At 64.1% G+C, this 15,052-nt stretch carries 17 protein-coding genes; 7 read left to right on the top strand and 10 right to left on the bottom strand.

What is annotated here, in order from left to right:
* Positions 1–266: 266 nt before the first annotated feature.
* The gene (locus tag ACVWY3_RS09190) at positions 267–1,229 is read right to left on the bottom strand and encodes an AraC family transcriptional regulator (RefSeq protein ID WP_456838158.1); all 963 of its coding nucleotides are present in this window, start codon (positions 1,227–1,229) and stop codon (positions 267–269) included.
* Between the two features lie 306 nt (positions 1,230–1,535).
* Here ACVWY3_RS09190 and ACVWY3_RS09185 point away from each other — a divergent pair, with 306 nt between their 5' ends.
* Entirely contained in the window at positions 1,536–3,041 is a 1,506-nt protein-coding gene (locus tag ACVWY3_RS09185) for an outer membrane protein (protein WP_456838157.1), read from the top strand.
* 1 nt (position 3,042) lies between these two features.
* On the opposite strand, the gene ACVWY3_RS09180 is transcribed toward ACVWY3_RS09185, so the two are convergent.
* Positions 3,043–3,816, bottom strand: a complete 774-nt coding sequence (locus tag ACVWY3_RS09180) for a gamma-glutamyl-gamma-aminobutyrate hydrolase family protein (protein ID WP_456838156.1) — start codon at positions 3,814–3,816, stop codon at positions 3,043–3,045.
* 247 nt (positions 3,817–4,063) lie between these two features.
* Here ACVWY3_RS09180 and ACVWY3_RS09175 point away from each other — a divergent pair, with 247 nt between their 5' ends.
* The gene (locus ACVWY3_RS09175) at positions 4,064–5,197 is read left to right on the top strand and encodes an AI-2E family transporter (protein WP_456838155.1); all 1,134 of its coding nucleotides are present in this window, start codon (positions 4,064–4,066) and stop codon (positions 5,195–5,197) included.
* A 16-nt stretch (positions 5,198–5,213) separates the two neighbouring features.
* Here ACVWY3_RS09175 and ACVWY3_RS09170 read toward each other — a convergent pair whose 3' ends face one another.
* The 6 genes from ACVWY3_RS09170 to ACVWY3_RS09145 form a co-directional block, all read right to left on the bottom strand.
* On the bottom strand, positions 5,214–5,510 hold the full coding sequence (locus ACVWY3_RS09170; protein ID WP_025036647.1) for an antibiotic biosynthesis monooxygenase family protein: 297 nt from the start codon (positions 5,508–5,510) through the stop codon (positions 5,214–5,216).
* Positions 5,511–5,611: 101 nt separating this feature from the next.
* Positions 5,612–5,848 carry a hypothetical protein gene (locus tag ACVWY3_RS09165; protein WP_456838154.1) on the bottom strand — a complete coding sequence of 79 codons (237 nt, stop codon included), beginning with the start codon at positions 5,846–5,848 and terminating at the stop codon, positions 5,612–5,614.
* A gap of 58 nt (positions 5,849–5,906) precedes the next feature.
* The gene (locus ACVWY3_RS09160) at positions 5,907–7,127 is read right to left on the bottom strand and encodes a diguanylate cyclase (protein WP_456838153.1); all 1,221 of its coding nucleotides are present in this window, start codon (positions 7,125–7,127) and stop codon (positions 5,907–5,909) included.
* Between the two features lie 229 nt (positions 7,128–7,356).
* Positions 7,357–7,836: a 30S ribosomal protein S9 gene (rpsI, locus tag ACVWY3_RS09155; protein WP_018642439.1), complete on the bottom strand. Its 480-nt coding sequence runs from the start codon at positions 7,834–7,836 to the stop codon at positions 7,357–7,359.
* A 1-nt stretch (position 7,837) separates the two neighbouring features.
* Entirely contained in the window at positions 7,838–8,302 is a 465-nt protein-coding gene (gene rplM / locus ACVWY3_RS09150) for a 50S ribosomal protein L13 (protein WP_018642440.1), read from the bottom strand.
* 158 nt (positions 8,303–8,460) lie between these two features.
* Positions 8,461–8,889: a PaaI family thioesterase gene (locus ACVWY3_RS09145; RefSeq protein ID WP_283086642.1), complete on the bottom strand. Its 429-nt coding sequence runs from the start codon at positions 8,887–8,889 to the stop codon at positions 8,461–8,463.
* An 86-nt stretch (positions 8,890–8,975) separates the two neighbouring features.
* Here ACVWY3_RS09145 and ACVWY3_RS09140 point away from each other — a divergent pair, with 86 nt between their 5' ends.
* The 4 genes from ACVWY3_RS09140 (at position 8,976) to ACVWY3_RS09125 (ending at position 12,505) form a co-directional block, all read left to right on the top strand.
* Complete coding sequence (locus ACVWY3_RS09140) at positions 8,976–9,800, top strand: enoyl-CoA hydratase (protein ID WP_456838152.1); 825 nt, start codon at positions 8,976–8,978, stop codon at positions 9,798–9,800.
* Between the two features lie 147 nt (positions 9,801–9,947).
* Entirely contained in the window at positions 9,948–10,532 is a 585-nt protein-coding gene (locus tag ACVWY3_RS09135) for a CoA-binding protein (protein ID WP_456838151.1), read from the top strand.
* Positions 10,533–10,682: 150 nt separating this feature from the next.
* The gene (locus ACVWY3_RS09130) at positions 10,683–11,969 is read left to right on the top strand and encodes an O-acetylhomoserine aminocarboxypropyltransferase (RefSeq protein WP_456838150.1); all 1,287 of its coding nucleotides are present in this window, start codon (positions 10,683–10,685) and stop codon (positions 11,967–11,969) included.
* Positions 11,970–12,160: 191 nt separating this feature from the next.
* The gene (locus ACVWY3_RS09125) at positions 12,161–12,505 is read left to right on the top strand and encodes a hypothetical protein (RefSeq protein WP_456838149.1); all 345 of its coding nucleotides are present in this window, start codon (positions 12,161–12,163) and stop codon (positions 12,503–12,505) included.
* Positions 12,506–12,523: 18 nt separating this feature from the next.
* Here ACVWY3_RS09125 and ACVWY3_RS09120 read toward each other — a convergent pair whose 3' ends face one another.
* The gene (locus ACVWY3_RS09120) at positions 12,524–13,606 is read right to left on the bottom strand and encodes a COX15/CtaA family protein (protein ID WP_456838148.1); all 1,083 of its coding nucleotides are present in this window, start codon (positions 13,604–13,606) and stop codon (positions 12,524–12,526) included.
* A 98-nt stretch (positions 13,607–13,704) separates the two neighbouring features.
* Here ACVWY3_RS09120 and ACVWY3_RS09115 point away from each other — a divergent pair, with 98 nt between their 5' ends.
* The gene (locus tag ACVWY3_RS09115) at positions 13,705–13,926 is read left to right on the top strand and encodes a DUF2842 domain-containing protein (protein ID WP_456838147.1); all 222 of its coding nucleotides are present in this window, start codon (positions 13,705–13,707) and stop codon (positions 13,924–13,926) included.
* On the opposite strand, the gene ACVWY3_RS09110 is transcribed toward ACVWY3_RS09115, so the two are convergent.
* Positions 13,910–14,959: a polysaccharide deacetylase family protein gene (locus ACVWY3_RS09110; protein ID WP_456838146.1), complete on the bottom strand. Its 1,050-nt coding sequence runs from the start codon at positions 14,957–14,959 to the stop codon at positions 13,910–13,912. The genes ACVWY3_RS09115 and ACVWY3_RS09110 overlap by 17 nt on opposite strands.
* Positions 14,960–15,052: the final 93 nt, after the last annotated feature.

Below are 15,052 nucleotides of genomic sequence, written 5' to 3'. Positions count from 1 at the left end.
CGTCAGCCTTCGTTCTGGATCTGACTCCACTTCGTTCTCAAAGAACAAATCAGAGCCGGGAAAATAGGAACGGAGCAATTCCTACTGATTGGTTTATTCCGAGCGAGATTTGGATTGCGCATTGGGCACATGGCGCCATCGTCGTCGGCCTTGTCGTCGCAAAGCACGACGGAGCTGGTCTTCGGCAGCGACCGTGTTGCGCATCATCGGGATGCAATTCCAGTTTGGAGATCCTGGAGCGGAGCGAGCGGCCGATCGTCCGCAGCTCATTTGCGGGCGCGGATCTCCGACGGGGACGCGCCATAGACACGGCGAAAGGTCCGATTGAAATATGAGATGTCGTTGAAGCCGGACCGGTGCGCGATGTCGCTGATCGAGCGGCCTGCGAGGCTGACATCCGTCAGCATCTTGTAGGCCGAGGCGAGCCGCTGGCTGAGGACGAACTCGGTGAAGCTCGTACCTTCGGTCTCGAACAGCCGTCGGACATAGGATTTCGAAATGCCCTGCTTGGCAGCCACAGAGTCCAGGCTCAGCCCGGGATTGCCGGATTGCGCACGAATGTGGGCCTTGATGCTCCGCATTCTGGCGGCTGCAAGGCCGCGCATGTTCGCCATCTCGGCGGCATCCGGCCTGGCACCCAGCAACAGGGCGCCGAGATCGAGCATATGGTTCACGACGGCCCGCCGCATTGCGGCGTTCGCGAGCGTCTGTCTCTCATTGACGATGCCGAGATAGTCCAGGAAGAGCGACAGCGCTGGATTCTGTTTGTCGAGCGGTCTGCCGACGGCGTCATCGAAGTTGCTGACCAGAGGCGCAATCAGCGCGCGGCTGATCCGCCAAGTGACCACGCGCCTCGTCGTGTAATTGGTCGCGGTTCCCGGCAATCCATTCGTGGTCAGGGCCGCCTCGCCCGGACCGAGATGCGTCTCGTGGCCATTTTGATTGTGGATGGCCGCACCATCGAGGTTGAACACAATCACGGGATCGTCGTTGTCAATCATCGCTTCGGTGTGGCGACAGAAAATCGGAGAAACGGTCGCGGCCGCGACGGACATTCCGGGCAACGCCCGCAGCTTCATGTCGATCTGAAGGGCCGCGTCCGGCAACGGCTCGATCTCCAGCTTGAGAATTTCACGGCCGTAGATCTGATGAAAGGCTTCGATCCTGTCGCGCTCGGCAAAGGCGGAGCTCGACAGCTCCAATGCGATCAATTCGTCGCCACTATCCAACGCACCGCTCCGTAAGTGTAAGATCGCCCGGCGGTCCTTTTGTCGCAGGAAATGTCGCAGCGTTCAAAGGACTTTCATGCTGCCTCCAATTCGGATGGCGCGGCGCTCTAGCGCTGCTTGATGCGACGCGGGCTCCGGACTGAGGCGCCTGCCGATGTGGCAAAGCGATCACACTGAATGGCAATCGTCGGACTTGTGTCGATCAGTCCAAATCGGTGTAGCGCGTGCCCCAAGCCGAACGCGCCGCACTCCCGGTATAGCTCCCTGACGTCGCTCGAAATTGCGCGCGCCGTTGCAGAGGGTTCAATGGCCATCACGGGAAAGATCTTTTCGGCTGCTACACTTGGTCTGGCATTGACACAGGCGGCTTCCGCCGCGGATCTTCCCGTCAAGGCGGCTGCGCTTCCGGCTCCAATTGTCGATTGGAGCGGTGTCTATGTCGGCGTGCATGCCGGCTATAGCGGCGGCATGGCGGACTGGTGGATTAACGACCCGAACGAACCGACCGCCGATTATGCCGCGAATGGCGTGCTCGCAGGCGCCCAAATCGGCATCAACAAGCAGATCGCGAGTCTCGTCTTCGGCCTTGAACTGGACGGCTCTTGGGCGAACATCCGCGGATCGCAGACGCTGCGGCTTGGCTTCCCGTTCTTCGGCGACGTGACCAGCACCACCACTTCGAGAATTGAGGCATTGACTACAGTTGCCGGTCGCGCCGGGCTGGCGGCCGATCGCTGGTTCGCCTTCACAAAATTCGGACTTGCCGGGGGTTGGGAAAGGCACACCAGCAACGCAGCCGGCGATTTCGGCTTCGGTGCCTTTTCCTCGAACCTCAGCGGGCGTGAATATCGCTGGGCGCCGATGGTCGGATTTGGCGCCGAATACGCCTTGGACGGAAATTGGTCGGTCAAAGCAGAATACGATTACCTGCATTTCGGCACTCGGCAGGTCGCGATGAGCGGCAGCGCCACGTCTTTCGGTGTGACGACTCCCCTCGCTGGGGATGTCCCGATCGCGCAGGACTCCATCCACCTGATCAAACTGGGGGCGAACTACCGAATTGGCGGAGTCGCGGCCGATCCCAAATATCCGCCGGTCAAGGCGGCGTCCGGCACGGACTGGACCGGCGGCTTCGTCGGCGTGCAGGCCGGTTATGGTGTTGGTCGCGAGTGGCGCCATCAGGACCGCTCGCCTCTGCCGGGCAGTGGCAGCTTCGATGCAAGCGGATGGCTCGCCGGCTTTGATGGGGGCGTCAACGTGCAGTCCGGCGCGTTGGTTTTCGGCGTCGAAGGTGAATGGATGTGGACCGGTATGCAGGGTAGCAGGTTCTCGGCGTTTCCCCTGTTTGGTACCTCGGCTACGGCTGATCTGAGAACCTCGATCGACTGGCTTGCGATCGCCAGCGGCCGGGCCGGTTTCGTGGTCGGCGATCGCCTGCTTGCCTATGCTAAGGCAGGCGTGGCCATTGCCAATGAAAGCCACGTCTTCAATGGTACGGCAGCCTCGGGGGCCTTCAGCATGAGCACCGCGGCCGAAGGCAAGACAATACACTCGGGAGGTGTGATCGGTGCGGGACTCGAATACGCGCTTGCCCGCAACTGGTCGATCAAGGGTGAGTACGACTTTATCCGCATGATCAACCAGCATGCGAGCCAGAGCGGCCCCTTCGATCAGACCGGCTTCGCCACGTCACGGGGCCGCCTTCAACAGCTGGATCACGCAGGATCTGCATCTGTTCAAGCTCGGCGTGAACTATCACTTCAATCCGCTGCCCGGGGCCGTGACCGCAAGCTATTGATCGCGGGAGCGTGAGCTACGCCGCCGCCTTCTGCCGCGCCACCAGGGCTTCGCCGAAGGCCTCGAACAGCTTGCGGTTGACGGGGTTGCGCTGGGGATCGTACTCGGCGTGCCATTGCACGCCGAGCGCGAAGCTCGGCGCTTCCGCAATGCGGATGGCCTCGATGGTGCCGTCCTCGGCGACGCCTTCGATCAGCACGCGCTTGCCGGGATCGAGGATGCCCTGGCCATGCAGCGAATTGACCCGGATCTTCTCGCAGCCGAGCAGCTTTGCGAACGCGCCGCCGGGCGTGAGATCGACGTCGTGGCGGTCAGCGAACACCACGGTCGGATCGGGATGGATCTCGCCGTTCTCGAGCCTAGGCATGCGATGGTTTATGCGGCCGGGAAGCTCGCGGATCTCCGGATGCAAGGAGCCGCCGAAGGCCACGTTCATCTCCTGGAGGCCGCGGCAGATGCCGAACAACGGAATTCCGCGGGAGACACAGGCCACCGAGAGCGCCAGCGCGACCTCGTCGCGGTGGATGTCGTAGGGCTCGTGCTTCTCGCAAGGGTCGACGTTGAAGCGGGTCGGGTGGACATTGGCCCGGGCACCGGTGAGGACAATGCCGTCGACAGTGTCGAGCAGCGCACCGATGTCGGTGATGTCGGGCGCTCCCGCGAACATCACCGGCAGACCGCCGGAGACCTCGGCCACGGCGCGCAAATTCCGCTCGCCGACCATCTGGACCTGAAATCGATTTTCGACGCGATAGGCATTCCCGATCACGCCGACGACCGGCTTTCTCATCTCCCGTTCCGACCTCCCGCAGAAAAAGATTCCCTAAACATGCCCTCGGGATGGAACAAATTCAACAGAGGTGATCGCGGGACGGCAATGCTATTTTCGCGCAAATGCGCCTGGCCGGGCACCCTTTCGCTCCAGCAGCATTGGCTGCGGGCCGCAAACGCATCCAATCGGCACTTGGCCCGACTTGATCCCCGGTGGAATTTCGCGAAAGAGTGCCCCCGCGTGCAGCCGCCGAAAAGGAGCCGATGTGACCATGTCCAGAGATGAACGGCCCCGGACCCGCACCGATCTGGCTTGGTCGATCTCGGTCGGAGGCATCAGCGTCGTGCTGTTCACGGCTCTCCTCGCCTTCGCCTGGTATTTTGCTGCCACCCTGCTCCTGATCTTTACCGGCATGCTGCTCGGCGTCGGCCTCAATGCGCTGGCGGGCGCGCTCGGCCGCCGCGTGCAGCTGCCGCATGCGGTGCGGCTCGCGATCGTCTGCGTCGTGCTCGCGGCGCTCCTCGCGGGCGTCGCCTATCTCGGCGGCGCCACCATCGCCGAGCAGGCCTCGTTGCTCAGCAAGACCATCAAGTCGCAGATCACCAATGTCCGCTCCTTCCTCGAGAACCACGGCATCGACACCAGCGTGTTCGATCTCGGCAATGCCGCGCCTGCCGCCACCGGCGATGCAGCGCCGGCGCCCGCCCCGAGCCCGCCCTCGCACAGCGGATTGCCGGGCGCAGGCGCACTGGCCTCGAGCGGCGGGGCGATCGTCAGCCAGACCTTCAAGCTGCTGTTCGGCGCCATCAGCGCCGTCGGCAACATCTTCATCGTGCTGTTTCTGGGCCTCGCCTTCGCGGCCCAGCCGAGCGTCTATCACGATGGCCTGCTGTTCCTGGCACCGGCGAAGCACCGCAGCCGCGCCGCCCTGATCGTCGGCGGTATCGGCGAAACGCTGGAACGGTGGCTGATCGCACAGATCGTCGTGATGATAGCGGTCGGCACCGTGACCTGGATCGGGCTTGCCATCATCGGCATCCCCGGCTCGTTCATCCTGGGAATCCAGGCGGGCCTGCTCGCCTTCATTCCGACCGTCGGCGCCATCATTGCCGGCGTCGTCGTGGTGCTGGCGAGCCTTGCCTCGGGCTGGATCCCGGCGCTGTCGGCGCTGCTGCTCTTCCTCGGCGTCCACGCCATGGAGAGCTACGTGCTGACGCCGATCCTGCAGCGGCAGGCGTTGAACATCCCGCCGGCCACGCTGTTCGCGTTCCAGATCCTGCTCGGCGTCGTGTTCGGACTCTGGGGCCTCGCGCTGGCGCTGCCTCTCGTCGCCATCGCCAAGGTCATGATCGACCATTTCAAGACGTATGAGGCGCCGCCTCTGGCGGAGGCGGCGTAAGGCGTCTTGAGGTCGCTCAGGTCGTCAGCACGGTCTCGGTGTGCTCGACCTCAGGCGGGGCGGCGAAATACTGGCCGACGAGGCCGCGCCACTCGGTGAAATTCTCCGAGCCGCGGAAATCGACGGTGTGATTTTCCAGGGTCGCCCACTTCACCATCAGCCGGTAGCGCTGGGGCTTCTCGATCGACTTGTGCAGCTCGAAACCGTGGAAGCCCTTGGAACGGCCGAACGCAGCCTTGGCCTTGGCGACGGCGGCCTCAAAGTCCTTTTCGCTGCCCGGCTTGACGTCGATTTGCGCGATCTCGGTGATCATCAGCTTCCACCCTTCTTTGTTCGATGACCGTGTCTACCGCAGCCGCAGGCAAAGAAAAAGGCGCCGAAATGGCGCCCTGCCCGGCCAGAAATGCGTCGCTCTCAGGCCAACAGCAGCGCGGTGCCTGCCACGATCAGCGTGCAACCGATGAACAGCGCGACCGGCCAGTAGCTGCGGCCCTGCGCATAGCGCCCCTGCGCACGCCGCTCGGTGATCAACGCGCGCTCGTATTCATCCGCGGTGGAGAACAGGCAGGCGAAGCCGCCGCGCGCCGAGCTCGCGGCGGCTTCGAGCGACATCAGGGCAGCCTGCGGGTTCTGTCGACGGATCGATTCCATGGCCGCAATGGTAGGGATCGAATGGTAAACAGAGGCTTAGCGCAAGCGCTCCCGCGCCTCAGATGGTGGCCGGACGCGCCTGCTGCGCACCGGTCCGCGCGGCGCTCTGGCGGCGCCAGTTCTCCAGCGAGAGCGGCAGCTCCTCCGCCGCCTCAACGCGGTTTCGGCCGCCGCGCTTGGCCTGGTAGAGCGCGGTGTCGGCCGAGGCCAGCAGCACCTCGAGCTCGGTACCAGCCGGACCGCCCGCAACGCCGATACTGACGGTGGTGTCGACCGGGCCTTCATCGACCACGACCCCGGAGGTCTCGAACGCTTCGCGGACGCGCTCGGCGACCAGCACGCCCTCTTCGAGGGAGCACGGCAGCAGCGCAGCGAACTCCTCGCCGCCGATCCGGCCCGAGAGGTCGGAGATGCGTAAGTTGCTGATGACGACGGTCGAGAACAGTTTCAGCATCTCGTCGCCGGCCGGATGGCCGAAGCGGTCGTTGATCGACTTGAAATGGTCGATGTCGAAGATCATCACGGTCACAGGACGCCCGGCCTTGGCCTCGCGCTCGATCACGCGTCCGCAGGCTTCCGAGAAGCCGCGGCGGTTGAGCATGCCGGTCAAGGGATCGGTCGATGCAGCGGTCCGGTGCGCCGTCACGGTGCGCTCGGACACCAGCATGAAGATCACGAACACGGTGCCGACGGCGTAGAGGATCAGCTCGACCGCAAACACGGTGACCCAGATGCTGGACGAGAAGCCCGCATCGTGCGGGCGCAGGAAGCTGCCGAGCAGGATCGGCAGCATCAAGACGCAGCCGTGCATCACCGGCACCACGAAAGCCGGCCAGCGCCGTTGCAGGCTCTTGCGCCGCTCGACCCAGAGCTCGCTCGCGGTCAGCGCCGCATAGACCGAGACGATTGCAGCGCCGACGATCATGCGCAGCATGGACGCTGCGGGATCAAGCAGCGAGACGGCGGCGACCCAGGCGAGCGCGCCGACGAGAAGACCCGGCCAGTTCGGCTTGCGGCCATGGAAGACGCGCGCGGCATTCCACACCATGCCGCAGGCGACGAATCCGACCGCGTTTAATGCCAGATAGAGATGCGGCCCGAGCTTGTCGCCGGCCGCCGTCCACAGCGCGACGGAGGCGGCACCGAGCAGATAGGCGGTGCCCCACCATTTCAGCGCAGGACTGTTCTCCTGCCTGCCAAAGAATACCATCATGGCGCCGAGCAGTGCGGCAACCATGGTGGCAACCAAATAGAGCGTGATGCTATCGAGCGACATCATGTCGGCCCCCTTGAGAACATAGCAGTTACGCGATCGGCACATCCGATTTGCGCGCCCTTCCGAATGCGACGCTATGTCCCGCGAGTTCCATTCAGGTTGTCGCGCGAGCCTAAGTTTTCAGGAAACACGCCATCAATTTGCGTACAAACGAACAATAAAAAGGGCGCTGAAATCAGCGCCCTTTTGCATTTCAATGAAGCCGCTTTCGCGGCGAATGTGACCGAAGCGATTAACGCTTCGAGAACTGGAAGGACCGGCGGGCCTTGGCCTTGCCGTACTTCTTACGCTCGACCACGCGCGAGTCGCGGGTGAGAAAGCCGCCCTTCTTGAGCACCGAGCGAAGCTCCGGCTCGAAATAGGTGAGCGCCTTGGAGATGCCGTGACGGACGGCGCCGGCCTGGCCGGACAGGCCGCCGCCGGCGACGGTGCAGATCACGTCGTACTGGCCCGAACGCTGGGCCACCGAGAACGGCTGCTCGATCATCATGCGCAGCACGGGACGGGCGAAATAGACCTCGACCTCGCGCGAATTGACCGTGACCTTGCCGGCACCCGGCTTGATCCAGACGCGAGCGACCGCGTCCTTGCGCTTGCCGGTGGCGTAGGCGCGGTTGAACTTGTCGACCTTCTTCTCGTGCTTGGGCGCCTCGGGCGCGGCCGCCGTCTTGAGCTGCGAGAGCTGGTCGAGCGACTGGATGGATTCGGCCATGTTATGCGGCCCTCGTGTTCTTGCGGTTCAACTTGGCGATGTCGATCTTCTCGGGCTGCTGCGCCTCGTGCGGATGATCGGCGCCGCCGTAGACACGGAGGTTGCCCATCTGCACGCGCCCGAGCGGACCACGCGGGATCATGCGCTCGACGGCCTTCTCGAGCACGCGCTCGGGATGACGGCCCTCGAGGATCTGGCGCGCGGTGCGCTCCTTGACGTGGCCGACATAGCCGGTGTGCTTGTAATAGGTCTTCTGCTCGCGCTTGCGGCCGGTGAGAACCGCATGCTGCGCGTTGATGATGATGACGTTGTCGCCGCAATCAACGTGCGGGGTGTAGGTCGGGAGGTGCTTGCCGCGCAGGCGCATGGCAACGATGGTGGCGAGACGGCCGACGACCAGACCCTTGGCGTCGATCAGCACCCACTTCTTCGTCACCTCAGCCGGCTTTGCCGAAAAGGTTTTCATGTCGGAGTTTCCGTGGACGGGAGATTTCGGCGCGAACACCGCACCGGACTGCGCGGTTTTCTAGAGAAGAGACGCGCCACGGTCAATGCCCGAAGATCAAAATTATGCCATCCAAAACAGTAGGTTAGAAATATGGTGCGATATTACCTGCGAAAAGCTCAAACATTTGGAATGGAATAGGTCGAGGTGACATGGGCGATCGGATCGGGCGAGGTGCCGGACAACAGGTTCACCTCCCCGACCGCCAGACGCTTGCCGAGCTTGAGCAGCCGGGCTTCCGCCAGCACGTCCTGCCCGGGCTGGCCCTTGCGCAGGAAATTGATGTTGAGATTGGTGGTCACGGCGAGCCCGATCGGTCCGATCGCGGACAGCAGCACCACATACATGGCGAAATCGGCCAGTGCCATCAGAGTCGGGCCGGAGACGGTTCCGCCCGGCCGCAGCATCCTTTCGCTGAAACGCTGGCGCAACAGGCAGGTCTGACCATCCGCGCTCTCAATCGTGATGTCGTCGCCGCTGAAGGCCTGGGGAAACTCGTCGCGGAGAAACTGCTCGACCTCCGCCACGGTCATTTTCGCTGCCGCCATGCTGTTCCCCACCCTCGCTTCACTTGCCCTGTTACATTAAGTTATCTGCGTCATCCCATTGCAATCATCCAACGGAAACCGCGTCAATGTCCGTTCAGGCCGCCCGCGCCCCCTCCCCGCACCCGCCGATCCTCCTGCGCGAGATCGTCGGCAGCGTTGCCGTGCTGACGCTGAACCGCCCCGCAGCGCGCAACAGCCTGTCGGAGGCGATGATCGGCCAGCTGCATGCGAGCTTCAACGCAATCTCCGAGGACAAGCGCATCCGCGCCGCCGTCATCGCGGCCAACGGCCCGGCCTTTTCCGCCGGCCACGACCTGAAGGAGCTCACCGCCCGGCGCACTGACCCGGATCGCGGCCGCGCCTTCTTCGCCGAGATGATGCACGCCTGCAGCGCGATGATGCAGGCGATCGTGCGTCTGCCCAAGCCCGTGGTCGCTGCCGTCCAGGGCATCGCGACCGCGGCCGGCTGCCAGCTCGTCGCAAGCTGCGATCTTGCGATCGCCTCGGAAGACGCGAAGTTCGCCACGCCCGGCGTCGACATCGGCCTGTTCTGCTCGACGCCGATGGTGGCGCTGTCGCGCAACGTTCCGCGCAAGCAGGCCATGGAGATGCTGCTCACGGGTGAGCCGATCACCGCCGACCGCGCCCGCGAGATCGGCCTCGTCAACCGCGTGGTGCCCGCCGGCACCGAGCTCGGCGCCGCGATCGAGCTTGCGCAACAGGTCGCGCTAAAGTCCGCCTACACCGTCAAGCTCGGCAAGGAGGCGTTCTACCGCCAGGCCGAGATGAGCCTTGCGGATGCCTATCGCTATGCCGCCGAGGTGATGACCGCGAACATGATGGCGCGCGATGCCGAGGAAGGCATCGGCGCGTTTATCGAGAAGCGTCAGCCGACATGGCGGGATGAGTAATGGGCGGCGTCATCGCTGCTCAACCCACATCGTCATTCCGGGGCGGCTCGCAGAGCCGAGCCCGTAATCTCGAGAGTCTCAGGTGCGCAATTGCGCACCATAGTTCGATGCTGGGCATCGCCCCGGAATGACGAACGAAAGAAAAAGATGAATCACGACGCCTATCCTGACAATTACATCCGCAGCATCCTCAACAGCGTGAAGTCGATCGCGATGGTCGGCGCCTCGCCGGTCAATGTGCGGCCGAGCTATTTCGCGTTCAAATATCTGGCGCAGCGCGGCTATGACATGATCCCGATCAATCCCGGCCATGTCGGCAAGGAGCTGCTCGGAAAACCCTTCGTCGCCTCGCTCTCCGACATCGGACGCCCGGTCGACATGATCGACATTTTCCGCAACTCCAGCCACATCATGCCTGTCGTCGAGGAGGCGCTGACGCTCGATCCGCTGCCGAAGGTGATCTGGATGCAGCTCGGCGCGCGTGATGATGCCGCTGCGGAAAAAGCGGAAGCGGCCGGGATCAAGGTCGTGATGAACCGCTGCCCCAAGATCGAATATGGCCGACTCTCGTCCGAAATATCCTGGATGGGCGTGAACTCGCGCACGCTCAGTTCCAAGCGTCCGCCGGCGCCGATGCAGGGCATGCGGCTCTCCCTCAATCGGATGAGCGTTGGCGGCGGCGACACAGCGGCCTCCGACCGCGCCGCCAAAAACAAGACCGAGCAAAGCTGAGACAATCGCGAAGGTTTCTTTTCGCGGACACGACAATGCGTAGCAAGATCGTCCCCAAATCATTCTGACGTGAAGCGGCAGCTTGACGGCGGCCACCGCGGCCATCAGCATGCCCCGCGAATTTTAGGCCACAAGAACAGGACGCCCTCAATGAGCGATCGCCTTCCGGGATTTTCAACCCTCGCCGTGCATGCCGGTGCACAGCCCGATCCGACCACCGGTGCGCGCGCGACTCCGATTTATCAAACGACGTCTTTCGTCTTCAACGACGCCGACCACGCCGCCTCGCTGTTCGGCCTACAGGCATTCGGCAACATCTATACCCGCATCGGCAACCCCACCAACGCGGTGCTAGAAGAGCGCGTCGCCGCGCTCGAGGGCGGCACCGCCGCGCTTGCGGTCGCCTCGGGCCACGCCGCGCAGGTCGTGGTGCTGCAGCAGTTGCTCCAGCCCGGCGACGAATTCATTGCCGCGCGCAAGCTCTATGGCGGCTCGATCAACCAGTTCACGCATGCATTCAAGAGCTTCGGCTGGAACGTGGTGTGGGCCGATCCCGATGACATCGCAAGCTTCGAGCGCGCGGTGACGCCGCGCACCAAGGCGATCTTCATCGAGTCGATCGCCAACCCCGCCGGCAGCATCACCGACATCGAGGCGATCTCGACGGTCGCCAGCAAGGCGGGCGTGCCGCTGATCGTCGACAACACGCTGGCCTCGCCCTATCTGATCCGTCCGATCGACCACGGCGCAGACATCGTCGTGCACTCGCTGACGAAATTTCTGGGTGGCCACGGCAATTCGCTCGGCGGCATCATCGTCGATGCCGGCACGTTCGACTGGTCGACCGGCGGCAAATATCCGATGCTGTCGGAGCCGCGGCCGGAATATCGCGGCATCCGCCTGCAGGAGACGTTTGGCAATTTCGCGTTCGCGATCGCCTGCCGCGTGCTGGGTCTGCGCGATCTCGGGCCCGCACTCTCACCCTTCAATGCTTTCATGATCCTCACCGGCATCGAGACATTGCCGCTGCGCATGCAGAAGCACTGCGACAACGCCAAGGCGGTCGCCGAATTCCTGGCCGGCCATCCGGCAGTGGCGTCGGTGAGCTATGCCGGCCTGCCAAACGACAAGTACAACCAGCTCGCGCGTAAATACGCGCCGCGAGGCGCGGGCGCGGTGTTCACCTTCAGCCTCAAGGGCGGCTATGACGCCGGCGTCAACCTGGTCTCGAAGCTGCAGCTGTTCTCGCACCTCGCCAATGTCGGCGACACCCGCTCTCTCGTCATCCACCCGGCCTCGACCACGCACAGCCAGCTCGATGATGCCGCCAAGGTCAGGTCCGGCGCCGGCCCCGACGTGGTGCGGCTCTCAATCGGCATCGAGGATAAGGAAGACCTGATCGCGGACCTGGAGCAGGCGCTGGGAGCGCCCCTCTGAGTCATTCCGGGGCGCGTAGCACGAACCCGGAATCTCGAAGTTGTCTGGCCATCTCTGGATTCCGGGTTTGGTCTTGTCGGACCATCCCGGAATCACAGCGGCGGCTTCTTAGTAACCACGCCGTTAACAGTCATTAACCATATCTGCCCCATACATCGTCTCTGGATCACCCTTTTGATTCGGAGCCGACGATGTTGCGCTGGACGCTGCCTGCCCTCGCGGCCATGCTGACGGTTTCGGCCGCTGTTGCCGCCGATTTGCCGGCTACGCCAAAGCGGCGGGCGGTCGCTGCGCCGCCCGAACCGCCAACGGTCTATGTCGAGACCGATCCGGATGCGCTGATCTCGCCGGCCTACGGCATCGGCAGCTACATCAGCAATCTGCCGGGGACGCCGCTGTTGCCCGGCTCCAGCACTTTGCCGGGCTATTACGGCCGTCCCTGGAGCTACGATTATCAGGGCGCATATTACGGCGGGAAGCAGGTCGACTATTTCTGGCGCCTGCCCTATGCGTGCGGCGTCTACGGCTATTGCTGATCAGGCGGCTGATAGTGATCAGCCGGCCTGGCTGACCGGAACCACTCGCGGCTGCGCTTGCGTCGATTGCCGCGCGGCGAGCCGCTCCACCTGCATCACCGCAAGCGTGAGCACCACGATCGCAACGGCCTGATGCGTCAGGGCAAGTCCGATCGGCACCTGGTTGAGCAGTGTCAGGATACCCAGCAGCGCCTGCAGGCTCACCGCTGCGAACAGCCAGAGCGCACCGCTGGTAGCGGAACCTGCGCGTGAACGCACCGAATCGAAGGCATGCAGCGCCGCCAGCGCGAACAGCGCATAGGCGGTCATGCGGTGCTCGAACTGCACGGTCAGCACGTTGTCGAACATGTTGCGCCACCATGGCGTCTCGAACCAGAGCCGCTCGCCCGACGGAATGAACGCGCCGTCGATCTCGGGCCAGGTGTTGTAGGCACGGCCCGCGCGCAGGCCCGCAACAAGCGCGCCGAAATAGATCTGCACGAAGGTCATGACGAGAAGCAGCGCGCTGGTGAAGCGCAGCCGCACGGGCGCTGCGATCCGCGGCCGCTCCTTAAGCCGCCGCACCGTCCAGACGATGCCGGCGAAGATCAAGAGCGCTAGCATCAGATGCGTCGCCAACCGATATTGCGAGACCTCGACGCGTTCGGTGAGGCCCGAGGCCACCATCCACCAGCCGACCGCGCCCTGGAGTCCGCCAAGCGCGAACAGCAGCCACAGCCGCCGCTTCAGCTCACCGGACAGCCTGCCGCGCCACAGGAAGAACAGGAACGGCAGGAAATAGGCGGCACCGATGAACCGACCGAGCAACCGGTGGCTCCATTCCCACCAGAAAATCTCCTTGAACTCGGACATGCTCATCCCGGCGTTGAGCTCGCGATATTGCGGGATCTTCTTGTAGGCCTCGAAGGCCTCGGTCCACTGCGCTTCCGAGAGCGGCGGGACGCTGCCCGTAACCGGTTTCCATTCGACGATCGAGAGCCCGGATTCCGTCAGGCGCGTCGCGCCGCCGACCAGCACCATCAGCGCGATCAGCGCGGCCACGGAGATCAGCCACCAGCGCACGGCACGATGCGGCTCGGACGGGGCGGAAATCGGCGTCATTTCAGGGGCTAAACCAGGTCTGTAGCTAAGAGACTTGAACCGGACTGCGTGCCCCTTATAGTCCCCCGCTCCCGCAGCGCAAGTTACGCGAAAGCGCCATGACGATCCGCACCCGCAAGTTCCTCGGCGCCATCCTGCTCCTGGTGCTGGCCACGGTCTGGGCCTTGCTCGGCATGGCCTTCGCGCAGATGCCGTGGATCGCCGAGTCCGGCTGGCGGCAGGCGGTCTACTACGTGGTGGTCGGCATCGGCTGGGTGCTGCCGGCGATGCCGATCGTGAGCTGGATGCAGCGGCCCGACCGGATCAAATCGAGCTCGTGACGCTGCTCGTCGGTTTCACCGGCGCAAAGGCGACACCCGACATCAGCACGCGCAGCATGCGCAGCGATTGCACGCGCCCGTCCCAGGAAATCCGCGGCAGCGCACGCAGATTGGTGCGGCCCTCTGCATCGACGATGCCCGGGATCGTCGACACCGCGCTGGCAAAACCGGCCTCCTCCGCCATCAGGACGTGGCTGCGCCGGAACGAGGCGCGGTCGCCGAACGGAAAGGCGAGATGCCTGACGTCGCGGCGGAAGGCGGCTTCCGCGACAGCCTTGCCCATCGTCATCTCGCGCAGCGCGGCCACATCCTTCATGTTGGCAAGAACGGGATAGTTTACGGTCGCGCTGCCGATCGTCACCAGCGGATCGGCAGCCAGCCTCGCCAGATCCTCCCAATCCATCGATGCTTCGCGCGAGAGCGCGGCCAGATCGATCCGGTAGCGCGTGCAGAGATCGGCCATCGCCACCGACAGCTCCGCCGGTGGCAGCGAGCGCAGCCAGTCTTCGAGATGCGAAAACAGCGCTCGCTTCTCGGCATTGCCCGTGACGGTGAAACGCTGCTCCTTCTCGCCCATCATCAGGCTGATGCGGCTCTCGCGCGCAATCACCTGCTCGAGCCCGAGCCACCAGGCTTCTCCGACACCGTCGGGAAAGCCGGTGGGAACGTAGACGGTGAACGGAACGGCGTGATGGGCCAGCACTGGATAGGCGAAGCTGATGAGGTCCTTGGGAGCGCCGTCGAAGGTGAGCGCCACGAAGCGGCGCTTCTCCCGCAGCGTCACCGCGCGGCGGCAGACCTCGTCCATGCCGAGGAAGTCATAGCGCCATCGCTTCAGCGCGCGAATGGCGCGGTCGAGGAATTGCGGCGTGATCTCGTCCGCTCGCAGCGGCTGGAATCCGCCGCGCCGCCGCGGCCGCACGCGCGAAAACCGCAGGATGGCGCCGGCGCCGCGGCGGCGCAGCGCGGCCTGCCCAGTGAACCAGGCCAGCTCGAGGCGCAGCCGCTCCAGCCATCTGTCGTCCGAGGCCAATATCCCACCTTCGCGTTCGCCGGCAGCCCGTTCCCGCAGCTATTGTCATTACCCTTTGTTGACGTTTGTTTGCAAAGGTCGGCCACAGGCCGA

The organism is Bradyrhizobium sp. USDA 4486 (assembly GCF_054057995.1).
Note: the sequence above shows the minus strand (reverse complement) of the source record. Positions and strands in the feature narration are given on the sequence as shown.